The 18,541-nt window shown below is 47.8% G+C and carries 11 protein-coding genes; all 11 read right to left on the bottom strand.

All coding sequences use genetic code 11. The features are described 5' to 3' along the window. Window positions 1-51: 51 nt before the first annotated feature. The 11 genes from NIAKO_RS17680 to NIAKO_RS17730 all read right to left on the bottom strand — a co-directional run bounded on the left by NIAKO_RS17680 (window position 52) and on the right by NIAKO_RS17730 (window position 18,535). Window positions 52-1,116: a Gfo/Idh/MocA family protein gene (locus tag NIAKO_RS17680; RefSeq protein WP_014219806.1), complete on the bottom strand. Its 1,065-nt coding sequence runs from the start codon at window positions 1,114-1,116 to the stop codon at window positions 52-54. 60 nt (window positions 1,117-1,176) lie between these two features. After that, a complete protein-coding gene (locus tag NIAKO_RS17685) occupies window positions 1,177-3,060 on the bottom strand; it encodes a right-handed parallel beta-helix repeat-containing protein (RefSeq protein ID WP_014219807.1) in 1,884 nt (627 codons plus the stop codon). Window positions 3,061-3,079: 19 nt separating this feature from the next. After that, complete coding sequence (locus NIAKO_RS17690; protein ID WP_014219808.1) at window positions 3,080-3,955, bottom strand: sugar phosphate isomerase/epimerase family protein; 876 nt, start codon at window positions 3,953-3,955, stop codon at window positions 3,080-3,082. Window positions 3,956-4,241: 286 nt separating this feature from the next. After that, window positions 4,242-5,627: a DUF4974 domain-containing protein gene (locus NIAKO_RS17695; RefSeq protein WP_014219809.1), complete on the bottom strand. Its 1,386-nt coding sequence runs from the start codon at window positions 5,625-5,627 to the stop codon at window positions 4,242-4,244. 121 nt (window positions 5,628-5,748) lie between these two features. Continuing rightward, window positions 5,749-7,326 carry a sodium:solute symporter family protein gene (locus tag NIAKO_RS17700; protein ID WP_014219810.1) on the bottom strand — a complete coding sequence of 526 codons (1,578 nt, stop codon included), beginning with the start codon at window positions 7,324-7,326 and terminating at the stop codon, window positions 5,749-5,751. A gap of 30 nt (window positions 7,327-7,356) precedes the next feature. Next, window positions 7,357-8,511, bottom strand: coding sequence for a four-carbon acid sugar kinase family protein (locus tag NIAKO_RS17705; RefSeq protein ID WP_014219811.1), 1,155 nt, complete (start codon window positions 8,509-8,511; stop codon window positions 7,357-7,359). After that, window positions 8,511-9,557, bottom strand: a complete 1,047-nt coding sequence (gene pdxA, locus NIAKO_RS17710; protein WP_014219812.1) for a 4-hydroxythreonine-4-phosphate dehydrogenase PdxA — start codon at window positions 9,555-9,557, stop codon at window positions 8,511-8,513. Before pdxA ends, NIAKO_RS17705 begins: the two co-directional genes overlap by 1 nt. 6 nt (window positions 9,558-9,563) lie before the next feature. Next, window positions 9,564-10,490 carry a dihydrodipicolinate synthase family protein gene (locus NIAKO_RS17715; protein WP_014219813.1) on the bottom strand — a complete coding sequence of 309 codons (927 nt, stop codon included), beginning with the start codon at window positions 10,488-10,490 and terminating at the stop codon, window positions 9,564-9,566. 2 nt (window positions 10,491-10,492) lie between these two features. After that, entirely contained in the window at window positions 10,493-11,641 is a 1,149-nt protein-coding gene (locus NIAKO_RS17720) for an iron-containing alcohol dehydrogenase (protein WP_014219814.1), read from the bottom strand. Between the two features lie 104 nt (window positions 11,642-11,745). Beyond that, window positions 11,746-15,504 (bottom strand): family 78 glycoside hydrolase catalytic domain, encoded by a 3,759-nt coding sequence (locus NIAKO_RS17725; protein ID WP_049815559.1) that lies wholly within the window; start codon window positions 15,502-15,504, stop codon window positions 11,746-11,748. Window positions 15,505-15,733: 229 nt separating this feature from the next. Next, window positions 15,734-18,535, bottom strand: coding sequence for a glycoside hydrolase family 2 protein (locus tag NIAKO_RS17730; RefSeq protein WP_107685573.1), 2,802 nt, complete (start codon window positions 18,533-18,535; stop codon window positions 15,734-15,736). Between the last annotated feature and the right edge of the window lie 6 nt (window positions 18,536-18,541).

The following is an 18,541-nucleotide window of genomic DNA, read 5'->3' on the forward strand; positions in this document are numbered from 1 at the left end:
CGCTTAACGCTGAACGCGAAAACCAGTTAAGCATTGGCATTGCTTTTTTAATTATAAGTTATGTGCTTTCAGGAAGTCACTTACCTTCACAGGCATTCCAGTTTTCAGTGACTTATCCATCGCCTGTAACAATGCGATCGTACCTATACCCTCTTTCAGATCGGGATAAGCAGTTGTATTATTAGTGATGCTGTCGGCAAAGTATTCCAGGTAATTCTGGTATTCACCGGCATGGTGACTCTGACCTTCAAACCGGAAGTAGTATTTGATGGTCTTATCGCCCCATTGCACTATTTTTTCTTCCCCGGTTTTATCAGTGATGGCGTAACGTAATTCATGATAATCGGCCTGAGATGCACCCAGGGTTCCCCGTAACACCACACTCATGCCGCTGTCTCTTTGTGCAGGTTGAATAGGGCCGGTATACGAGCCGCTTACCCGTGCTATGCGGCCATCTGCAGCCCGAAAAATAAAGTGCATGGTATCTTCATTCTTCAAACCAGCTGTTTTTCCATTGCTGCTGATCATTCCATATCCCATTACTTCTTCCACTTCGGGCAGGTACCAACGGATGAAATCTACCGGATGGCTTAACCCGCCATAAAGCCATTTGAACGCACTTTCCAGGGCCCATGGCTTTTCTAAAAACCAGCGATGATCGGCATTATAATGGCTTTCCACGGTGATCAGGTCACCAATCAACCCCGCTTCAAAATCTTTCCGCTGTCTTTTAGCCGGTTCAAAAAACCGGGAGCTTTGTCCCACAAAAACCTTCTTACCGGTCTTTTGTTGCAGATCGAGCAACTCCTTTGCTTTCGACAGGTCATCTATCAGCGGCTTGGTGCACACTACGTGTTTGTTAGCCAGTAATGCCTGTTTAATATGGTCTGCATGCAAATGATCGGGCGTATAAATAGCAATGATGTCAATCTCCGGGTCATTCAGCATGTCCTCATACTTCGTTGTATAATTGAAGAACTGAAACTCCTTGCTGCGTTGTTTGCACAATTCTTCATTCCTGTCACAAATGGTTTTCAGATTCACCTTGCTGCTGTTTAAAGCGGCAGACATAGTACTGCGGCCTTCACCTAACCCTAATACTCCGAGATTCAACATATCCTGGTTTTAAGTTTTTTGTTTAAAGTTTAAGGTCCTCACTTTCTCATTCTTCATTTCTCATTTCACATTTTTAATTTCCTTGAAGGATTCTTCCAATCCGGCTCTGCTCTTTATACTATCCGCTACCTTCGGTCCATTGTTCTCCCAGGTATTACCGGGGCCATTGGAGTTCTTCAGGTACTTTTCTTCTTCGGTCCAGTTATCTTTTAACTGAATGTAGGAACTACCTTCATCGAGATAGAGATAGAAGAAATGGTGCGGATCATGCGCATAAGGCGCTTTCAAAACGGTGTGCACTGCGTTCTCACTGATTACCGAACCGGGCATGGCCGATAAGGTATAGATACCACTTACATCATACATATGTTTAGCATAATGATGCACCAGGTTGGCGTGAATGCGGTTATCCTTCATGGCGTTGATGGTTTTCGTCCAGCCCCAGCCAACACAAATACCGCTGTATGGCAGATCGCTCAGTTCGTTGTGATCGATATTGATGCCCTGCACATAACCGGCGCTGATACCCACACAACCCCAGTCTTCATTGGCGCAATCGGTAATAAAACAATTGCTGATGGTAAGCTTGCGGCACAACTCCCGCGCATCGGCAGGGGCATAGGGTAAGTGCGTTTCAAAACCAGGATCAGAGAAGGTACCGGCCTGGATAGCGGTACCTGCAATATCATGAAAGGTGCAACCAACAATGGTATCGAGTTGCGTTCCTTTAATATAATCGAGACCGGTAGCAGCCATGTGTGAGAAATTGCAGCGTTCAAAACCGGTGTTGTTTACAAACACTAATTCTACCCCACCCGGCTGACGGCCGATCCAGCCCTGGTTTTCCAGTCCTTTTTTATCAGGCGTACCAGGGATCTTTAGTTTGTAAGCATCTAATAAAAACATCCCGGCCTGTAAAGGCACGTGTCCGGCCTGCGAAGGACGCAGCCAGGTGGAATATTTAAAGTCGATGCCTTTGAAATATACATGTGATACAGGCTCATCAATTGTTCCTTCCACGCGGGCAATGGTTTGTAAATACGGCGCTACCACCTGTGCAATGCTCATATTCTCATTGTTGCGTGGCCAGTAGATGAGCTGTTGTTTCTTTACATCCAAATACCATTCACCAGGCTCATCAAGAAACTCGACAGCATTGGTGAGAAAGAAAGCCGAGTTACCGGTTTTCTGTGAGATCCAGGGCGCAGGCCAGGGATGCTCTGACTGAATACGGCTTTCGGGCTGACAGAACCTCAACAAAGCGCTGTCACCCTTTACTGTAACCGATTTTATGCGTAAAATAGCGATAGCCCACCATTGATGAATAACCATTTCCAAACCGGCCGCTTTTTCCCAGCCAGTTGTTTTTGGTTTGGGGATCCAGCATTGCTGGGTTTCATGGTTCCAGGAAAGAATACGGTTCATGCTATCGGCATTGCGATCGCGGGCGCGAGTGGCCTTTTGATCGTTTACCCATAACTGACGAAAATCGAGCAGCCGGCCATTTATAACAGGCGCATCGGCTACCCAAACTTTTCCCTGTGCCACAGCAGGCAGACCAGGAATTTTCTCCGTGGCTTTTCGCCAGCCATTTACCGATAAGCCGCCACTGAACACCGGCTTTGCGCCAGGCGCTGCTTCAATTACAGTCGGGCTCTCAGGCGTACCCGAATCTTCAGGCCGCACGAACAGCGGTTCATCAAATGCGTACACACCGTTCTCTATAATAATATGAATTCCATTCGCAATAGTAGGATCTTTTAACCGGCGCAATTCCCTTGCTTTACGCAAAGCCATAGCTACGGTAGCCATGGGCTTTTCTTTTGTTCCGGGATTTGCATCCGCACCACCTGGAGCTACATAAATGTCGGCAGCCTGTACAGCCATACCCAAAAACCATGTAAATAAAGTGCAGGCAATCGTGTATTTAAATAGTCTTTTCATCTTATGTTAAATTCTCATCCTATTGAAAGATCGATTTCAAATACGCTACATTGGCGCCGAAATTCCTTTTTACGTTTTTAGGATCAGAAGCATCGCGTGAACGCTCTATCACCAGCCAGCCTCTGTAACCTATTTTATCCAGCGTTTGTTTTACCTGGTTCATATTAATAGTTTTATCGTTTTGCAGCCATACACTGTCATGGTTGGAGCTATGGATCTGACACATATGGCTACCCAGGATCTCCATTTCTTTGTACAGGTCTCTTCCGTTTGTAATGGCGTTCGAGAAGTTGAAATAGATCTGAATAGCTGGTGAACCAATATCGCTTAACAGTTTTAATTCATCGGTAGCGCTTAACGAAGTTTCAATCCCAATGATCACCCCGGCCGCTTCCGCCAGCTTGCCTACTTCTTTCAGGCGGGCAACAACGGCTGGTCTCTTTTCAGGAAATTTGGTCAGGTCACCCTGAATACCCAATGGCAGAAAGCCAATTTTCACATTCATCTTCTTCATGGTGTTGATGCAATCCCCCACCGCTTTCACCGCAGTTGGCCGCTCAGGAAATGATTGGGCATAAAAGCCAGTCATTGCCAATGAAGCTATTTCCAGGTTGTATTCTTTGGCTTTGTCGAGGAACAAAGTACGGATGGTATCATCGGCCAGTTTGTTATCGAACGTTTCGCGATCGCCCATACCGCCCATGTCAACTTCCACGCCATCGGCGCCTAATTCTTTTGACAATTGAAAGGCACTGAGTTTTTGTCTCTTCAGGATCATAAGATCAACTACGGCAATCTTATACCGTCCATCTGTCTTCACCAGCTTTTGTGCAGACACTCTATAGCCCGACAGTAATGTTACTAAAAGTGCGAATGTGAATACTTGAAACTTCATATAGTGAGTTTAACTTTATCGTGAATCGGTCCCGGCTGAGCCGGGATGAATCGGCAAACGGCAAACGGCAATCGGCAATCGAGCCTTGCGATAATATTCTACCTCTTAACTTCTCAGCAGGCCTCCCCCCGCCCCCCTCCGGTGGAGGGGGAGTTGGGCAACCTCGCGACAATATTTATCTGCCTTTATTTCTCAACTCCTCCTTCCTGTCTTCAACCTTGTCAACCTGTTAACTCGTCAACGTTCTTCCCTTTATCAACTCTATCAACGCCATCAACTCTATCAACTATTTTTTCTCAAATAGTTTCTTTAAATCATCATAACTATGGATCGCATTGGCCGGTAACTTCTCCCCATGATCCCCGAAGACATACAAGGCGTTCTCCGATTCTATGGTCACCTTGCTTTCATCGATCTTACCGGTTATTTTATCTTTTACGGCAGACATGTCTAAATGAAAATGTTTGCCGATAAATTCATACAGGGCAGTACGTTTATTAATTCCGTAATCGTGTTTTTCCAACGGCAGATGCACGTTCTCCACCTCGCCGGTTTTTCCATACAACCCATACGTTCTTTGCAGGAACGGAAACTCGATTTCGGGCACATGTGCCGTCCAGTCGCCACCATCAGACACTACCAGTTGCGGCCGGGGCGCCGCCATGGAAGCAATCTCCACATTGTTGGTGCCGCCTCCACATAAATGCACCGGCATGCCGCTTTCACACGGGCAGCCGCCGCTGTGGAAGGAGGAAACCATCACCACCGGCACGCTTAATTTTATGCGGTCGTCCAGGGCTGTTACCAGCATGGTATGACTGCCCCCACCCGATCCGCCACTGATGGCTACGCGGCTGGTATCTGCTTCTTTCAGTTTCAGCATATAGTCCAGGATACGAAACGCATTTAACGTTTGTACCGTCATGGCCAGACTGCGGCGGTGATCTTCGCTTTTAAACTGTAACAGCGATTCGCCCCAGGCAAACAGATCATAACTGATAGCCATACAACCCATGCGGGCCAGTGAGGCGCAGCGGTACTGGCAATCGGGGCGGTACCGGTGTTTCTCCCAGTGGCCATCAGGACATAACACCACGGGGATCTTTCCTTTTATTTTTGCCGGTTTGTATATAGATGCGCAGGTATACACCCCGGGCAATACTTCAAATGCAATGTTCTCTACAGTATACCCATCCATTTTGCGCACCGGCGTTGTAATGGGTTTTGATGCCGGGGCCGGCGGAACAGGCGATAACTGCAACGCTTCATACATGCAGGCACGCAGCTCCGTTTTACGTTTTTCCCAGCTGGCCACATCATTGTATAACGTACTCAGGTAATCCAGTTGCGCCTTACCTTCTTCTACTGTTTTTAAATGATATTGAAAGGCACTGATCTTATAACGTTTGTCGCCTTCTTTGCTGAACGACAGGTCCTGCGAAGCCAGCACATTGGCGAGTGTTTTCTCCACATCGGGGCGAAAACGCCAGCGGGCATACGTTACCCAACGATCGTTCACCATGCCGTCGCTATACCGGATCTTGATGCCGTACTGGCTTTCAATTTCCGTTAACACCTGTTTCAACGGCTCCCGGTAGGCATCGTCAGAAGTCTGGCTTCGGCTGTCCACCCAAATCGTGAGGCAACAAATGAGATAAAATAGTTTGCGCATAATTTGTTTTATTATATTGTCAGTAGTCAGTTGTCAGTTGTGAGTGGGTTCCCGATTGTTCGGAAGGCTGAATAATGGCGAGCTCACTCACAACTCACAACTCACAACTCACAACTCACTACTAAACTGCCTTCAAAGTAACTTTCGCTTCTCTCTTCTCGTTCCTTCTCGCTTCCTTCCAGCCAGAGTACAGGAGATTTTTATCCAGTACCGGTTTGGGGAAGAACAAACTGGCCACATAACCCACGCTAATCACTACCAGGTGACTGTACACACCGAGCATCAGTTTATCGTGACCAAAATTATATTCACCGAAATTGAGTAACAGGTGTTTATTGGCGCCTATTCCAATTTGGGTAGACGTCAAAAACGCATAAGACGTAAACAGGATACAGGCAATAATGCCGATGTTAATACCCTGTTTGTTGGCGCGGGCGCTGAAAATACCCAGCAGGAAAATGCCTACTATACCCCCGGAGAAGATGGCATACAGCGTAAACACAATGCCCAATACGCCTTCACTGCCGGCATTGATATACAAACAGCCAATACCCATGGCAATCAAACCAGAGATCACCACGGTCCATCTGCCGGCTTTTAAATAAGCATGGTCAGAAAGGCCGCGACGCATTTTCTTATAATAATCTTCTACACCTACAGCAGCCAGACTGTTCAGGTCGGCACTCAAACTGCAAATGGCAGCTGAGATCATGGCCGACAGGATCAGGCCTCTTACCCCAACGGGTAACCGGGTGCCAATAAAATAAGGGAATACCTGTTCGGGATGCAGGCCTTGCGGCAGCGGATTCTGTTTATAAAAAACAAACAAAGCCGTACCTATGAACATGAACAACATCCAAACGGGAACGGTGAGCAAAATACCCATGAGTGAAGCCCGGATGGCGCCTTTGTCGGTTTTTGCCGTTAAATAACGTTGTACTACGGTTTGGTCGGTACCATATTTCTGAATGGCATAAAACAAGCCATTGATAGCCATTACCAGGAAGGTTACCCGGGTAAGATCGGCATCATAGGGACCAAACCCGGTGTGGCCATTGGCTTTTGCCACCGCCCAGATCTCCGAAATACCACCATGGGTGGAGAACAGGATAACGGTTAAACAAGTAATACCAGTGGCAAACAGCATGAAACCCTGGAATACATCGAGCCAGATCACCGCTTCCATGCCACCCATTAAATTCACGCCAATGATAATCAACCCTACCACCATAATCATGATCATGGTGTTGCCACCGATCATACTATCCAACGCCAATGCCAGTAAGAACAGCACAGTGCCCATACCGGAAAATTGCCGCAGCACAAAGGCCAGCGAGCTGTAATAGCGGGCAAAGGCGCCAAAACGTCTTTCAAAATATTCGTAAGTACTTAACCCAATTACTTTACGGTATAACGGAACTATAAACCAGATGGTGCCTAATAATACAATGGGCACCATCAACCCCTGCACCAACAAGATCCAGTTACTGGTAAACCCTGTACCGGGATATGCCAGGAAAGTAACGCTACTGATCAGTGTCGCCAATAACGACATACCTATTGCCCAGGATGGCACCCTTCCATGTGCCAAAAAGTAGGACTTAAAAGAATCCTGTTTTCGCGCAAACCGGTACCCTACATATAATGTCACCACCAGAAAACATATGATGATGATATAATCCAATACTGATAAATTCATATGGCAATTATAAAATGATAGCTCTCTTTATTAAAAACTCCATAATCCATCCGGCCATTGATAACTCCCCGGCTTAACCGTAATAAATAAATTCGGATCATTTGTCTGCATCCGCACCACGCCAGGCGCCATCTCTTCTACCGGGTAAAACCGGGTTAGTTTCGACTGGTTGATCAGGGCCCAGGCGGTAGCGCCGCCTTCCACGATCAACTCCTGCACCATGCTGCGCTGTAATACTTCATTTACCAGTCCCGCCATCTTTTCTTTCAGCTGACCAGCGCCAACGCCTGTTTCCCTGGTGGAATCTTCATGAATGGCCACAATGGCCTTTCCATGTTTTTTTACCAGGGCCACCACTTCATTGGCCCATTTTACATAGCTATAGGTACCGCTGTGCACGGAACGGATTATTTCATCGGGCATATAGCATACGGGGCCACCAGCTGTTTTTATTTGTTTGATGGTGTTACGGCTTTGCGAAAAAGTGGTTCCGCAAACAAACAAACTAAATGGCAAACGCCCGGTTGCCATGTCGCTTTCAGCGGGTCGTTTACCGGCGAGCAGTTTATCGAGCATCGCGGTAAAAAAACCGGCAGCACCGGCTATCAGCGTGGTATTATCCATGCGGGTAGCCCAGGCCTGGAGGTCGGCAGTTTGTGCTGCCTCTCCTACTATAATGCCTGAATCGGGCAATGCTTCATTAAATCTTTTTACATATACTGAATTGCCTTTGCTGCGCAACATATCCAGGATCACGGAGCTGTTGATGGCAAAGTCAGGGTCATGTGCAAAACTGCTTTCATGCACGGGTTTTCCATGCAGGTAATACCGGCCATTTTCAATCGTTCTGCCCAGTGCCGGGTTGGCCGCTACCAACACCGCTTTTTTAAAACCGGTGAGCGACAATTGCGCCTGGATCTCTGCCAGTACATGTCCCCGCAAAACAGAATCTGTTTTTTTGAAGATCATGGCTGGCTGTAAGGCAAGGAGTTCGCGGGTATGCTTTTGCATCACCGCTACCGCTTCCACTTCAGGTAACGACCGGGCATCTGTGGCTATAACAAACAGATCAGCATTGGTAGCTGTATTTACTTCGGTGCCCAGCTCTACGGTCAGGTTATAGCGTAAGCCAATACCCGCCAGCTCGGCAGCGCCCGTAAAATCATCTGCGATCACCGCTATCATTATGCTGGGTTTTGTTGTTTAATCCGGTGTTTACTTAATTGCACGGCAGCTTCAATGGCAAGTACCATCGCATCGGGACTGGCAATGCCTTTCCCGGCAATTTCAAAGGCAGTACCGTGGTCAACCGAAGTACGGATGATGGGTAAGCCCATAGTAATGTTCACGCCTTTCACACTGTCCATTTGTTTTTTCTCGGCATTCCATTTAAACCCGGTGAGTTTAAAAGGAATATGTCCCTGGTCGTGGTACATGGCCACAATGCCACCATAGGTGCCGGTTGCCGCTTTTGAAAAAAGGGTATCGGCAGGCACGGGACCATCTACATCATAGCCCATTTTGCGGGCTTCTTCCACCGCTGGTTTTATCTCGCCATCGTCTTCGGTGCCGAACAAACCGCTGTCACCCGCATGCGGGTTCAACCCGGCCACCCCAATCTTTGTATTGGTAGCACCCAGTGACAGAATGCCGTTGTGCAGCAATTCTATCACCTGTATAATGCGGTCTTTCTTAACCAGGTCGCAGGCCTCGCGCAATGAAACGTGGGTCGACACGTGGATCACGCGCATATTCTCTTCCACCAGTAACATCGCATACTTCTTTGTACCGGTATAGTGTGCATAGATCTCCGTGTGACCGGCAAAGTGATGCCCGGCCTCGTTGATCGATTTTTTATTGATGGGCCCTGTTACGGTAGCGTCTACATCGCCCGACAGCGCCAGCTCAATTACTCTTTTCACTGCTTCAAAGGAAGCGCCCCCTGCCATGGCAGAGATCTCGCCAAATTGCAGTTTGCTCATATCTACATTCTTCAAATCAAACACATCGATGATGCCTGGTTTGAAAGTAGCATCGGCCACTTTGGTGATGGCGTTTATTGTAGCTGGTAATTTCAACCGGCTAATAATATCATTGAACACACCTGCGTCGCCAACGATCAGCGGGCGGCAAACAGCGTGTACTTTTTCATTCAGTAATGCTTTAACGGCTATCTCCGGCCCAATACTGGCCGGATCACCCATTGTAATTCCTATAATCGGCTTCTGCATGTTGGTTTATTTTGTAGCCCCGGTGCTTACTACTGCTTCCCAGGCGGTTAATACTTTTTGTTCTTCTTCGCTTGATAATTGATATAACGGCGGCATCATATGCGTTTCGCACAGTCCTTCTTTTTTCATCAGCACCTTCAATGCCCATAATGATTCTCCAAGGGTTTTACCACCCTGGTAAATATTTCCCAATACATCTGAAGTTTTTTGCAGCGCATTCGCTTTGGTTTCGTTACCCCCCAATGCGGCTTTATACAATTCGCTGTACAAACCTGGCGCAACATTACCGGTGCTGGGGATAATGCCATCGCCGCCTTTTAGCAGGGAGGCGGCGCTTTGTGCGGCCCAGCCGGCGAAATAAACGAAGTCCGCACGATTGGCGCTTAATTGCAGGGCAGCCTGCAGGCGTTCTTCACTACGCTCAGAATCTTTTAACCCGACAATATTGGGGTGATGGCTCAATGCCTCCACTACCTCCAATGGTATTGACATATGCACCGTTGGCGGGATGTTATAGATCATCAACGGACCACCTACTGCATCGGCCAGGCGCTCAAAATAGGTTTTCATCTCACCGGGTGTAAGCGGATAATAGTTCGGCAACGTAGCCACCACTACATCCACCCCGGCATCAAAAGATTGTTTCGCAAAGAGCACCGATTCTTCCATGATATTGGAAGAAATACCGGCATACAGCACATCACCGGCCTGTTTTACCCGGGCGGCCACTTTCAGGTAATCCTGTTTTATCGACTGAGGCAATGAGGCTGCTTCACCGGTAGTGCCTAAAATAAACGGCATTACCTGATGTTGACGAAAATTGGCAAACATTCTTTCTACAGCTTCCGCATCCAGCGAAAGCCGGTTGGCCGTGGGCGACGCCAGGGGCGTAACCGCCGGTACCACTACACCTTTGTACTTCTTTTGTTGCATGGTTAATAAGCTGCATTAAATATATCAATAGCATCTTTCCCGGTGATCGGGCGCGGGTTGTTCTTCAACAAACGCGTGATCTTCATGGCATCGACCGCCATTTGCGGAATGGCTTCTTTTGGAATGCCTACATCGCGCAAACGGGCCGGAATACCACAGGCGCTGATCAGGGAACGGATCTTTTCAATTCCTTTCAACGCTGTTTTTACATCATCGGCTTCGCGTTCACAACCCAGGGCAACAGCCACATCTGCATAGCGTTTGGGCGCGGCCACATAGCTGAACTCCATTACATAAGGCAACAACAGGGCATTTGATAAGCCATGAGCTAAATGATATGCACTGCCCAGCGGATATGAAAGCGCATGCACACCCGCCGTATTTACCGGCCCCAGGCAGAACCCACCCAACAAGCTGCCCATGGCAACCTGCGTGCGGGCTTCTTCGTCATTACCGTTCTTTACAGCCTGCACAATATTGGCAGCGATCAGGCGCATACCTTCATAAGCATATACATCAATAAATGGATGTGCAAACAAATTGGTGTACGCTTCCAGGCAATGCGTTAACGCATCTATCCCGGTTGCGGCGGTAATGGCAGGCGGCACGCCCATAGTCAGTAACGGGTCTACATACACTATATCGGGCACCAGGAAGGGACTGATGATCCCTTTTTTCTGGTTATCTGTTTCATCAACCAAAATAGAGTTAGGCGAAACCTCGCTGCCGGTGCCGGACGTTGTCGGCATACAGATCAGCTTTTTGGGGCGGCGTTTTAAAAAGCCAATACCCACTATATCTTTTAATCCCTGTTCGTTTTCGAGGAGCGCAGCTATTATTTTCGCTACATCCAGCACACTGCCACCACCAATACCAATCACCACATCGGGGTTGAAGCCTTTTACTTCCTGTAACAGCTGCTGTACTTCCGCAAATGATGGCTCATTAACGATGCTTGTATTCGTCTGCACCTGTACGCCACCTGCTTCCAACTTGTTCACAAAGCTTTTCAACTGACCCAACAAAGGAGTAATGGTAATTACCAACGCCCTGGTGCAGGATAAAGCCGTTACTTCATCGGGCAACTGCTCCAATGTATTTTTACCGAATACCAGTTTACCGGGAAAGCTAATTTTTAATAGATCCTGCATAATTATATTCTTAGTTCTTTTAAGTTCCAGTTCTTAAGTTATTAGGTTATCAAGTTATTGGGTTAACTAAAGAACTTACGAACTCAATAACTTAATAACTGCTCTTATAATTCACTATCCCCACTCTGATTCCCCGAATGAAACTCAGTCAATGGAACCAGTTTCAGTTTAGTGGGATCAACCTTTACGTATTTCACGCGTTGCCGGCGCCAGGTGTATACAATGTGCACCATGCCATCGGCAGACTGGATCACTGACGGATAAGAGTACTGGCTCACCGGTGAATCTTCCAGCACCAGGGCCGCCTGCCATAATTTTCCATCTGATGATACGGCCACATTCAACGGGGTGCGGGCGCCTTTGGGCGCACCTTTCGGCGTTGCCACGTGATTGTATACGATCAACTGACGGCCATCTTTCAGGGTCACTGCATCGGTGCCGGAATTGTTATTCGGCAATGTACTCTCCGCCAGCGGCGTCCAGGTTTTACCGTTATCGGTTGACCAGGATTCCACTACTGAAGACGTTTTACTGCGACACAGGATCTGCATTTTGCCATCTTTATAGGTGAGTATACTTGGTTGTATAGCGTTGATCTTTTTATCAGGATTGATGGGCCCCACCATGCGCCAGGTTTTACCAAAGTCGGAAGTCACTTCAAACAGAACCGTCCAGCCACTGCCTTCCCGGCTACTGGGGCAAATAAGATCGCCATTGCTCAACAGCACTGGTTTATTTTTGATCGGGCCCAGGAAGCCCTCAGGCAACGCTTCGGGTTTGCCCCAGCTTACGCCACTGTCTTTAGAGCGAATAAGCCAGCCTTTCCAGCCTGCCACATTGGGACCTACTTTATAAAATAACAGCAGCTCGCCATTGGGCGCCTGGTACAATACCGGGTTCCAGCAGGCGTAGCGCAGTGAGTCGTTGATAATGCCATTGGCTACATTTACCGGTTCTGTCCATTTGTTGTTTACCTGACGGCTTACCCAAATGCATACATCGGGGTTTCTTTCCTTGGTGCCACCAAACCAGGCAGTCACTAACCCTTTCGGCGTTTCGGCAATGGTAGCCGCATGACTTTCAGGGAATGATGTTCTATCGAAAATGAATTCATCAGTTACGATGCCGCTTTTAAACTTATAGTTGGATACAAACGAATAATCGCCTGAGCCAACTTCCAGCACCGCTTTCCTGCCTTCCATACGCACAAAGCGAATACCATCAGCGCCTGCGATTGGCTTGTTGTTTTCCAGGATGTTCTTTACGTCATCGGCCGGAATGTATAACAATGCCGTGGTATTGGCCGGAATGCTCACATTCCAGGTAAAGCGGTCGATGGAATTCTTCCAGTTGCTTTTTATCAGGCCATGCACCGATTGGTAAGAGGCGTTTACAAATGTCAACCCATCCAACGGCGTGGGCTTCATGATGATCTTTTTAAACCCCGTGGCTGTATCATCTGATTTTATCCCGGCTGCATTTTCATACATCCATACCAGCAGATCGCCCAGCAACATCACGTGGTTCTGCGAATTCATTTGCGGCGCCGCCGTATTGCCGTTCCACAACTCCCAAATAGTGGTAGCGCCATGTTTTACCATGTAGCCCCAGCTTGGGTAGGTGGTATCGGAGATCAGCGTATAGGCCATATCGGGGAGCTTGTACTCGCTCAAACAACGCATCAGCCATTGGGTGCCTATTACGCCGGTGCTGATGTGACCATGATTGGCTGTCCAGATCTTGCTGGAAATATTATTGAACACGCTTTCCCGCAAACTATCGGGCGTAATACCAAAGTACAAGGGCAGCAGGTTGGCGGTTACGGTATTATTGCTGTAGGATTTCTTTTGTTTGTTGAAGAAGCGTTTGGTGAAGGCTTCCTGGATATGCTGGTTCAGTTCTGCAAACTCCTTTGCATCTTCCGGTTTGTTTATTAAACCAGCGAACTTTTGTATATACCACATCATGCGGTAGAAATAAGCGGTGGCAATGAGGGTACCATCGGTATTACGCATGCTGTCCTGCGAGTGGATCAACTCAGGTGATTCGGGTGGTACGCACCAGTCGCCGTATTTATCTTTGGAAATTATATAATCCTTCATGAACCGGGTCTGCATGTATTGCAGCCATTTCTTCATACTGGCGTAATGTTTTTCAATGACGCGTTTGTCGCCATACTGGTTATACAGCATATCGGCCACCACCAGGTAAGTACCGGGCCAGGTCATGTTATCGCTGAAGTAATTCCAGTATGCAGGCGCCACATCGGGGATAGACCCTTCGGGTGTTTGGGCTTCCTCAATATCCTGCAGCCATTTGGCGTACAGGTTACCATTGCCAAACATAAAACTCTCCCCTAATGAACCAATGGCATGGTCGGCCAGCCAGGGCATACGCTCGTTCCGTTGCGGACAATCGAGCGGCATTCCTTTGTAGTTGGCGCTGATGCCCCACCAGGCATTCTGGTGAATGCGGTTTACAATTTCATTGTTGGTTTCAAATGTGCCGGTAGTTGCGAGGTCATCAAAGATTACCTTGCCTTCAAAATTGGTTACCGCAGGTGTACCGGGATAACCAGTGATCTCCACGTAGCGGAAACCGTGGTATACAAAATCAGGCATCCAGGTTTCGATACCTACGCCTTTGGCGGTATAGATGTCGGTTACTTTTGCATCGCGCAGGTTACGTACATACAATTCGCCACCGGGTTGCAGGCTTTCACCAAAGCGCAAGGTCACTTGCTGGCCTTTGCCGGCTTTTACCTGCATCTGTAAACGGCCTACCATATTCTGCCCCATATCCAAAATGAAAACACCCGGTTTCAATTGGGTAATGCTCACCGGTTTTATGGTCTTCATTATTTTAATGGGTTCGTTCATTTGCGCAGTCAGGTGGCCGGCAGGCGCCTGCACCATCTCCGGCTGTTGCCAGCCGGCAGAATTAAAGCCGGCTTTGTTCCAACCGGTCATCTCTTTTGTTGCATCGTACTCTTCCCCATCGTATTCGTTGTTGGTGCGAATAGGGCCATCGGCTGTCATCTTCCAGGAGCCATCGGTAACAATGGTTTTCTTTGTGCCGTTGGTATACTCTACTTCCAGTTGCAGCAACAGTTTTGGAAAGCCAAAAGTGTTGATCTTTTTGGGCTTGTAATTCTGCCGCATGGTGAAGAAACGGCCGTTGCCCAACACCGCAGCTATCGCATTGTTTCCATGCTGCAATTGTTTTGTTACATCGTAAGTATTATAGAGAACAGATTTATTGAAGTCAGTAGCACCGGGCGCCATCACGGCATCACCAATACGCTGTCCGTTTATAAACAATTCATATAAGCCAAGACCGGAAACATATACCGTAGCCCGCTTAACTGCTAATTGCTGTGTAAACGTTTTCAGGAAATAACGTGCAGAAAGCCGTGAGTACTGGGTAACACTGTCCCAGGGCATGGCTTTATCTAATCCGATCCACTGCGCCTTCCAATCACCGGGCGTTAACAGGCCCATGCTCCAGCTGGCGGGTTGGCTCCAACCGGTTTCGCCTTTGTTGGTATATACTTTTACTTTCCAGTAACAGGCGGTGCGGCTTGCCAGGGCTTTGCCTTTGTATTCAATATTGATAGATTGGTTGGAACTTACCTTACCGGAGTTCCAGATATCGCCTTCCTGTTTGGCCAGTTTCTCCGGAGTGGAGGCTACCAGTACCTGGTAAGCGACCTGTTGAATATTGCGCACCTTCCCGGCAAGCTGCCAGCTAAGCCTTGGCTGCGTTGCATCGATCCCGGCGGGGTTGATCAACATTTCACAACGAAGATGGCGGGCAGTGAGCTGGGCCTTAACGGGCGATGCTGCTGATAAAATCAGCAGCATGGTTGTTAAAAAAAGTCTAGCCCCCTCCCGGCCTCCCCCGGTGGGGGAGGGGAAACACAGCCTCGCAATAAAATTCATCTTTCTCAATTTTTTATTTTCCATTTTTCCCTTCTTCGTTTCCATTATTAACTCTATCAACCCTGTCAACTCCATCAACTCCCTGCTCAACTCGTAAGTGACCTGTCAGGTTCGGATTTCGACGCAAACGAAACCTGACAGGTCATCTTTTTTAGTCCTTACCCGAAAAGTCAAAGAATAAAGTTATATCCTTGGCATACATCGGGTCCTTGCCATAATCATAGAACATATGCTTTTTCCCCATGGGCCCCATATTCTCCGCTTTTTGCGATTTGGTGCCAATGGGTGAAATGCCATGCATGAACGACAGATCGCCATCGGGGAACGCAGGTGCGGTATTGAACGGGGTAACCGAAAATTTAGGGGTGAACAACCGCAGGAACACATCTTCATCGGCACATACAACAGTGAGCGGTTGTGCGGTAGTGTTCAACTTCATCCAGTACAGGTTAGAATAATAACCTTTGAACTCGGGATAGATCAGTTTGCCTTCACCAGTTGAGGTATTATTGTAGTCTTTATTCCAGATATTCAACGTGCCACCCTTCATGCGGTTCTTCCAAACCCGGTATGGTCCTTCGCCCATCCACTGAATAGATTTTACGGTACTTTCAGGGAATGAGAAGTTGACACCTACCAATGAGGTTTCATAATCTTTCGGAAAATACTTCACCTGCATTTTTACCCAGCCTGAAGGGAATACAGTCCACTCCAGTAACTGCACCAGGCTTTTCTTCTGAAACTCAGCAGCAATTAACAGGTTGTTTCCTTCTTTGCGGGTATTCCATTTTACAAAGCCGGCTTCGCCTTCGCACAACAAAGGACCGTTGCTTAAAGGAATGGCGCCTTTACCATTTTGTACGGTTTGTAACAAACCTGTTCTTTTATTGAACGTGATAGTAACATCACCGGCAGTAGCGATGATCAATGAATCTTTTTCAGACACATTAACCGTAGCATTGCCTTCCAGTTTGATTATATTTTTTGCAACTGCAGCAGGCAGTTTAATGGGCCAGCTCCAGGTATATATTTCATGACCGGTTACATCGTATGCGGTTACATACAGTACATTATATTGTTGCCAGTTGGCAGGCAGGTTACAGGTAATGGCGCCGCTTGTACCTGGCGCTATGCCGGGCACATTCACGGTACCTACAACACTGTCCTTGCTGCCGTTTTGCAATGACGCTAACTTGAAAGTAAAGCGGCATTGATTGAGGTTGGTGAAATGATACCTGTTTTCTACGGTGAATTGTCCGTTGAAAGCAGGGGTAAGATCTTTTAACTCGAAATGAACGGGCGCCCATACTTCTTTAATGGTATAATAGCTGCCTTCTTTTTCGTGGTAGGGACCAACAATGCCATCGGGCGCGTGGTTGCCATCTGTATCGATGCTGTCTTTTTTGTCTGTTCTGATCACGCCTTCATCGGCAAACACCCACAGGAAACCACCGGCTGAACGGGGATGATGCCACATCAGTTCCCAGTAATCTTCCAGCCCGGCGCCTAAACCACCATCATACAAACCATGCAGGAATTCTGTAGGGAACACGATCTGGTGACCATGCAGGTGCGTATCATTACCGTAATCGTAGTTGATATAATGTTGGGTATCGAACTGACGAAACACCTGCCAGGGATGGATCAGCGGACGGTGTTGGGGATCCATTTCATCGAACCAGTGGTCCAGCTCAGCATTACTGCCACCTTCGTTACCATTATCCCAAACAACGATGGAGGGATGGTTCACATCATGCACGATCATTTCCTGCGCCAGAATGCTGCCTACCTGGGTATCGTATGCTTTGTGCCAGCCGCACAATTCGTCCAGCACCATTAAACCTAATGAATCGCAGGCGTTCAGGAAGTGTGCATCGGGCGGGTAGTGCGACATCCGCACCGCGTTCATGTTCATGTCTTTCATCATCAGCACATCTTCGATGCTGCGGGTTTCATTCATTGCTCTTGCGGTGGTTGGCCAGAACGAATGACGGCACACCCCTTTGAATTTTATCTTAACGCCATTGAGGTAAATGCCATCGCGCTCGCGCACTTCAATAGTACGGAAACCAAATTTCTCCTGTAAGGTATGAACCGGTTTTCCTTTTGCCAGCAGGGTAAATTCTACCTTGTAGCGATTGGGAAACTCCGGTGTCCAGGTGGCCGGAGAAGCCACACTTGTTTTCAACGTAGCAAGGGAATCACCTGATTTTATTTTTGCAGAAAAGGCCTCGCCTACTTTTTTACCATCCATGGTAAACAACTGTCCGCTTACTTCATCTGCCTGTACAACAGCCGCTACTTTTACATTGGCCGTAAAAGCGCCGCTTGCCTGTCCATCAACAGATACGCGGGCAATGTGCTCAACAGGCACAGCCTGTAAAAACACAGGCCGGTAAATGCCGCCAAAGATCCAGTAATCGCCATGGCGTTCTGCCCAGTTTACCGATTCATTGGCTGAGTGTTTGCTTACTGTTACTTCCAGCAGGTTCTTTTTACCAGCCTTTACCAGGTTGGTGATGTTATAGGTAAAACTATAAAAAGAACCCTGATGGGCGGCCCCGGCCGATTTACCGTTGATCTTTACTTCGGTATCGGTCATGGAACCTTCAAAAACGATATTAATGGTTTTACCCTGCCAGTTGGCGGGCACATTGAAATTGTATTTATATAAACCCTGCTCTTTACCACGAACCGAATCTTTATCGTGTCCGTAGTTATATTTTCCAAATCCCTGCACTTCCCAGTTGCTGGGTACGGCAATGGTTGTCCATTTACCCGAATTGCGACCGGCTGTACAAAAGAATTGCCAGTTTACCGTTTTATCACTGCCTGTTCCAGACAGGTATTGAACCTCCGTTTGTTGAGCCAGGGAAAAGCTGCAAGCGGCAAGCTGCAAGCTGCAAGCGAAAGCCAGCCTTCTCAATAATTTAGTTCTTATAGTCGGTTTCATTTCCAT

It is taken from the genome of Niastella koreensis GR20-10, from assembly GCF_000246855.1.
In the GTDB taxonomy this organism is placed as follows: Bacteria; Bacteroidota; Bacteroidia; order Chitinophagales; family Chitinophagaceae; genus Niastella; species Niastella koreensis.

What these genes read in the sequence shown, in the direction of transcription:
- NIAKO_RS17700 (WP_014219810.1), bottom strand. Translation starts at nt 7,326, where the DNA reads ATGAATTTATCAGTATTGGATTATATCATCATCATATGTTTTCTGGTG.
- NIAKO_RS17695 (WP_014219809.1), bottom strand. Translation starts at nt 5,627, where the DNA reads ATGCGCAAACTATTTTATCTCATTTGTTGCCTCACGATTTGGGTGGAC.
- NIAKO_RS17725 (WP_049815559.1), bottom strand. Translation starts at nt 15,504, where the DNA reads ATGCTGCTGATTTTATCAGCAGCATCGCCCGTTAAGGCCCAGCTCACT.
- NIAKO_RS17715 (WP_014219813.1), bottom strand. Translation starts at nt 10,490, where the DNA reads ATGCAACAAAAGAAGTACAAAGGTGTAGTGGTACCGGCGGTTACGCCC.
- NIAKO_RS17690 (WP_014219808.1), bottom strand. Translation starts at nt 3,955, where the DNA reads ATGAAGTTTCAAGTATTCACATTCGCACTTTTAGTAACATTACTGTCG.
- pdxA (WP_014219812.1), bottom strand. Translation starts at nt 9,557, where the DNA reads ATGCAGAAGCCGATTATAGGAATTACAATGGGTGATCCGGCCAGTATT.
- NIAKO_RS17720 (WP_014219814.1), bottom strand. Translation starts at nt 11,641, where the DNA reads ATGCAGGATCTATTAAAAATTAGCTTTCCCGGTAAACTGGTATTCGGT.
- NIAKO_RS17705 (WP_014219811.1), bottom strand. Translation starts at nt 8,511, where the DNA reads ATGATAGCGGTGATCGCAGATGATTTTACGGGCGCTGCCGAGCTGGCG.
- NIAKO_RS17730 (WP_107685573.1), bottom strand. Translation starts at nt 18,535, where the DNA reads ATGAAACCGACTATAAGAACTAAATTATTGAGAAGGCTGGCTTTCGCT.
- NIAKO_RS17685 (WP_014219807.1), bottom strand. Translation starts at nt 3,060, where the DNA reads ATGAAAAGACTATTTAAATACACGATTGCCTGCACTTTATTTACATGG.
- NIAKO_RS17680 (WP_014219806.1), bottom strand. Translation starts at nt 1,116, where the DNA reads ATGTTGAATCTCGGAGTATTAGGGTTAGGTGAAGGCCGCAGTACTATG.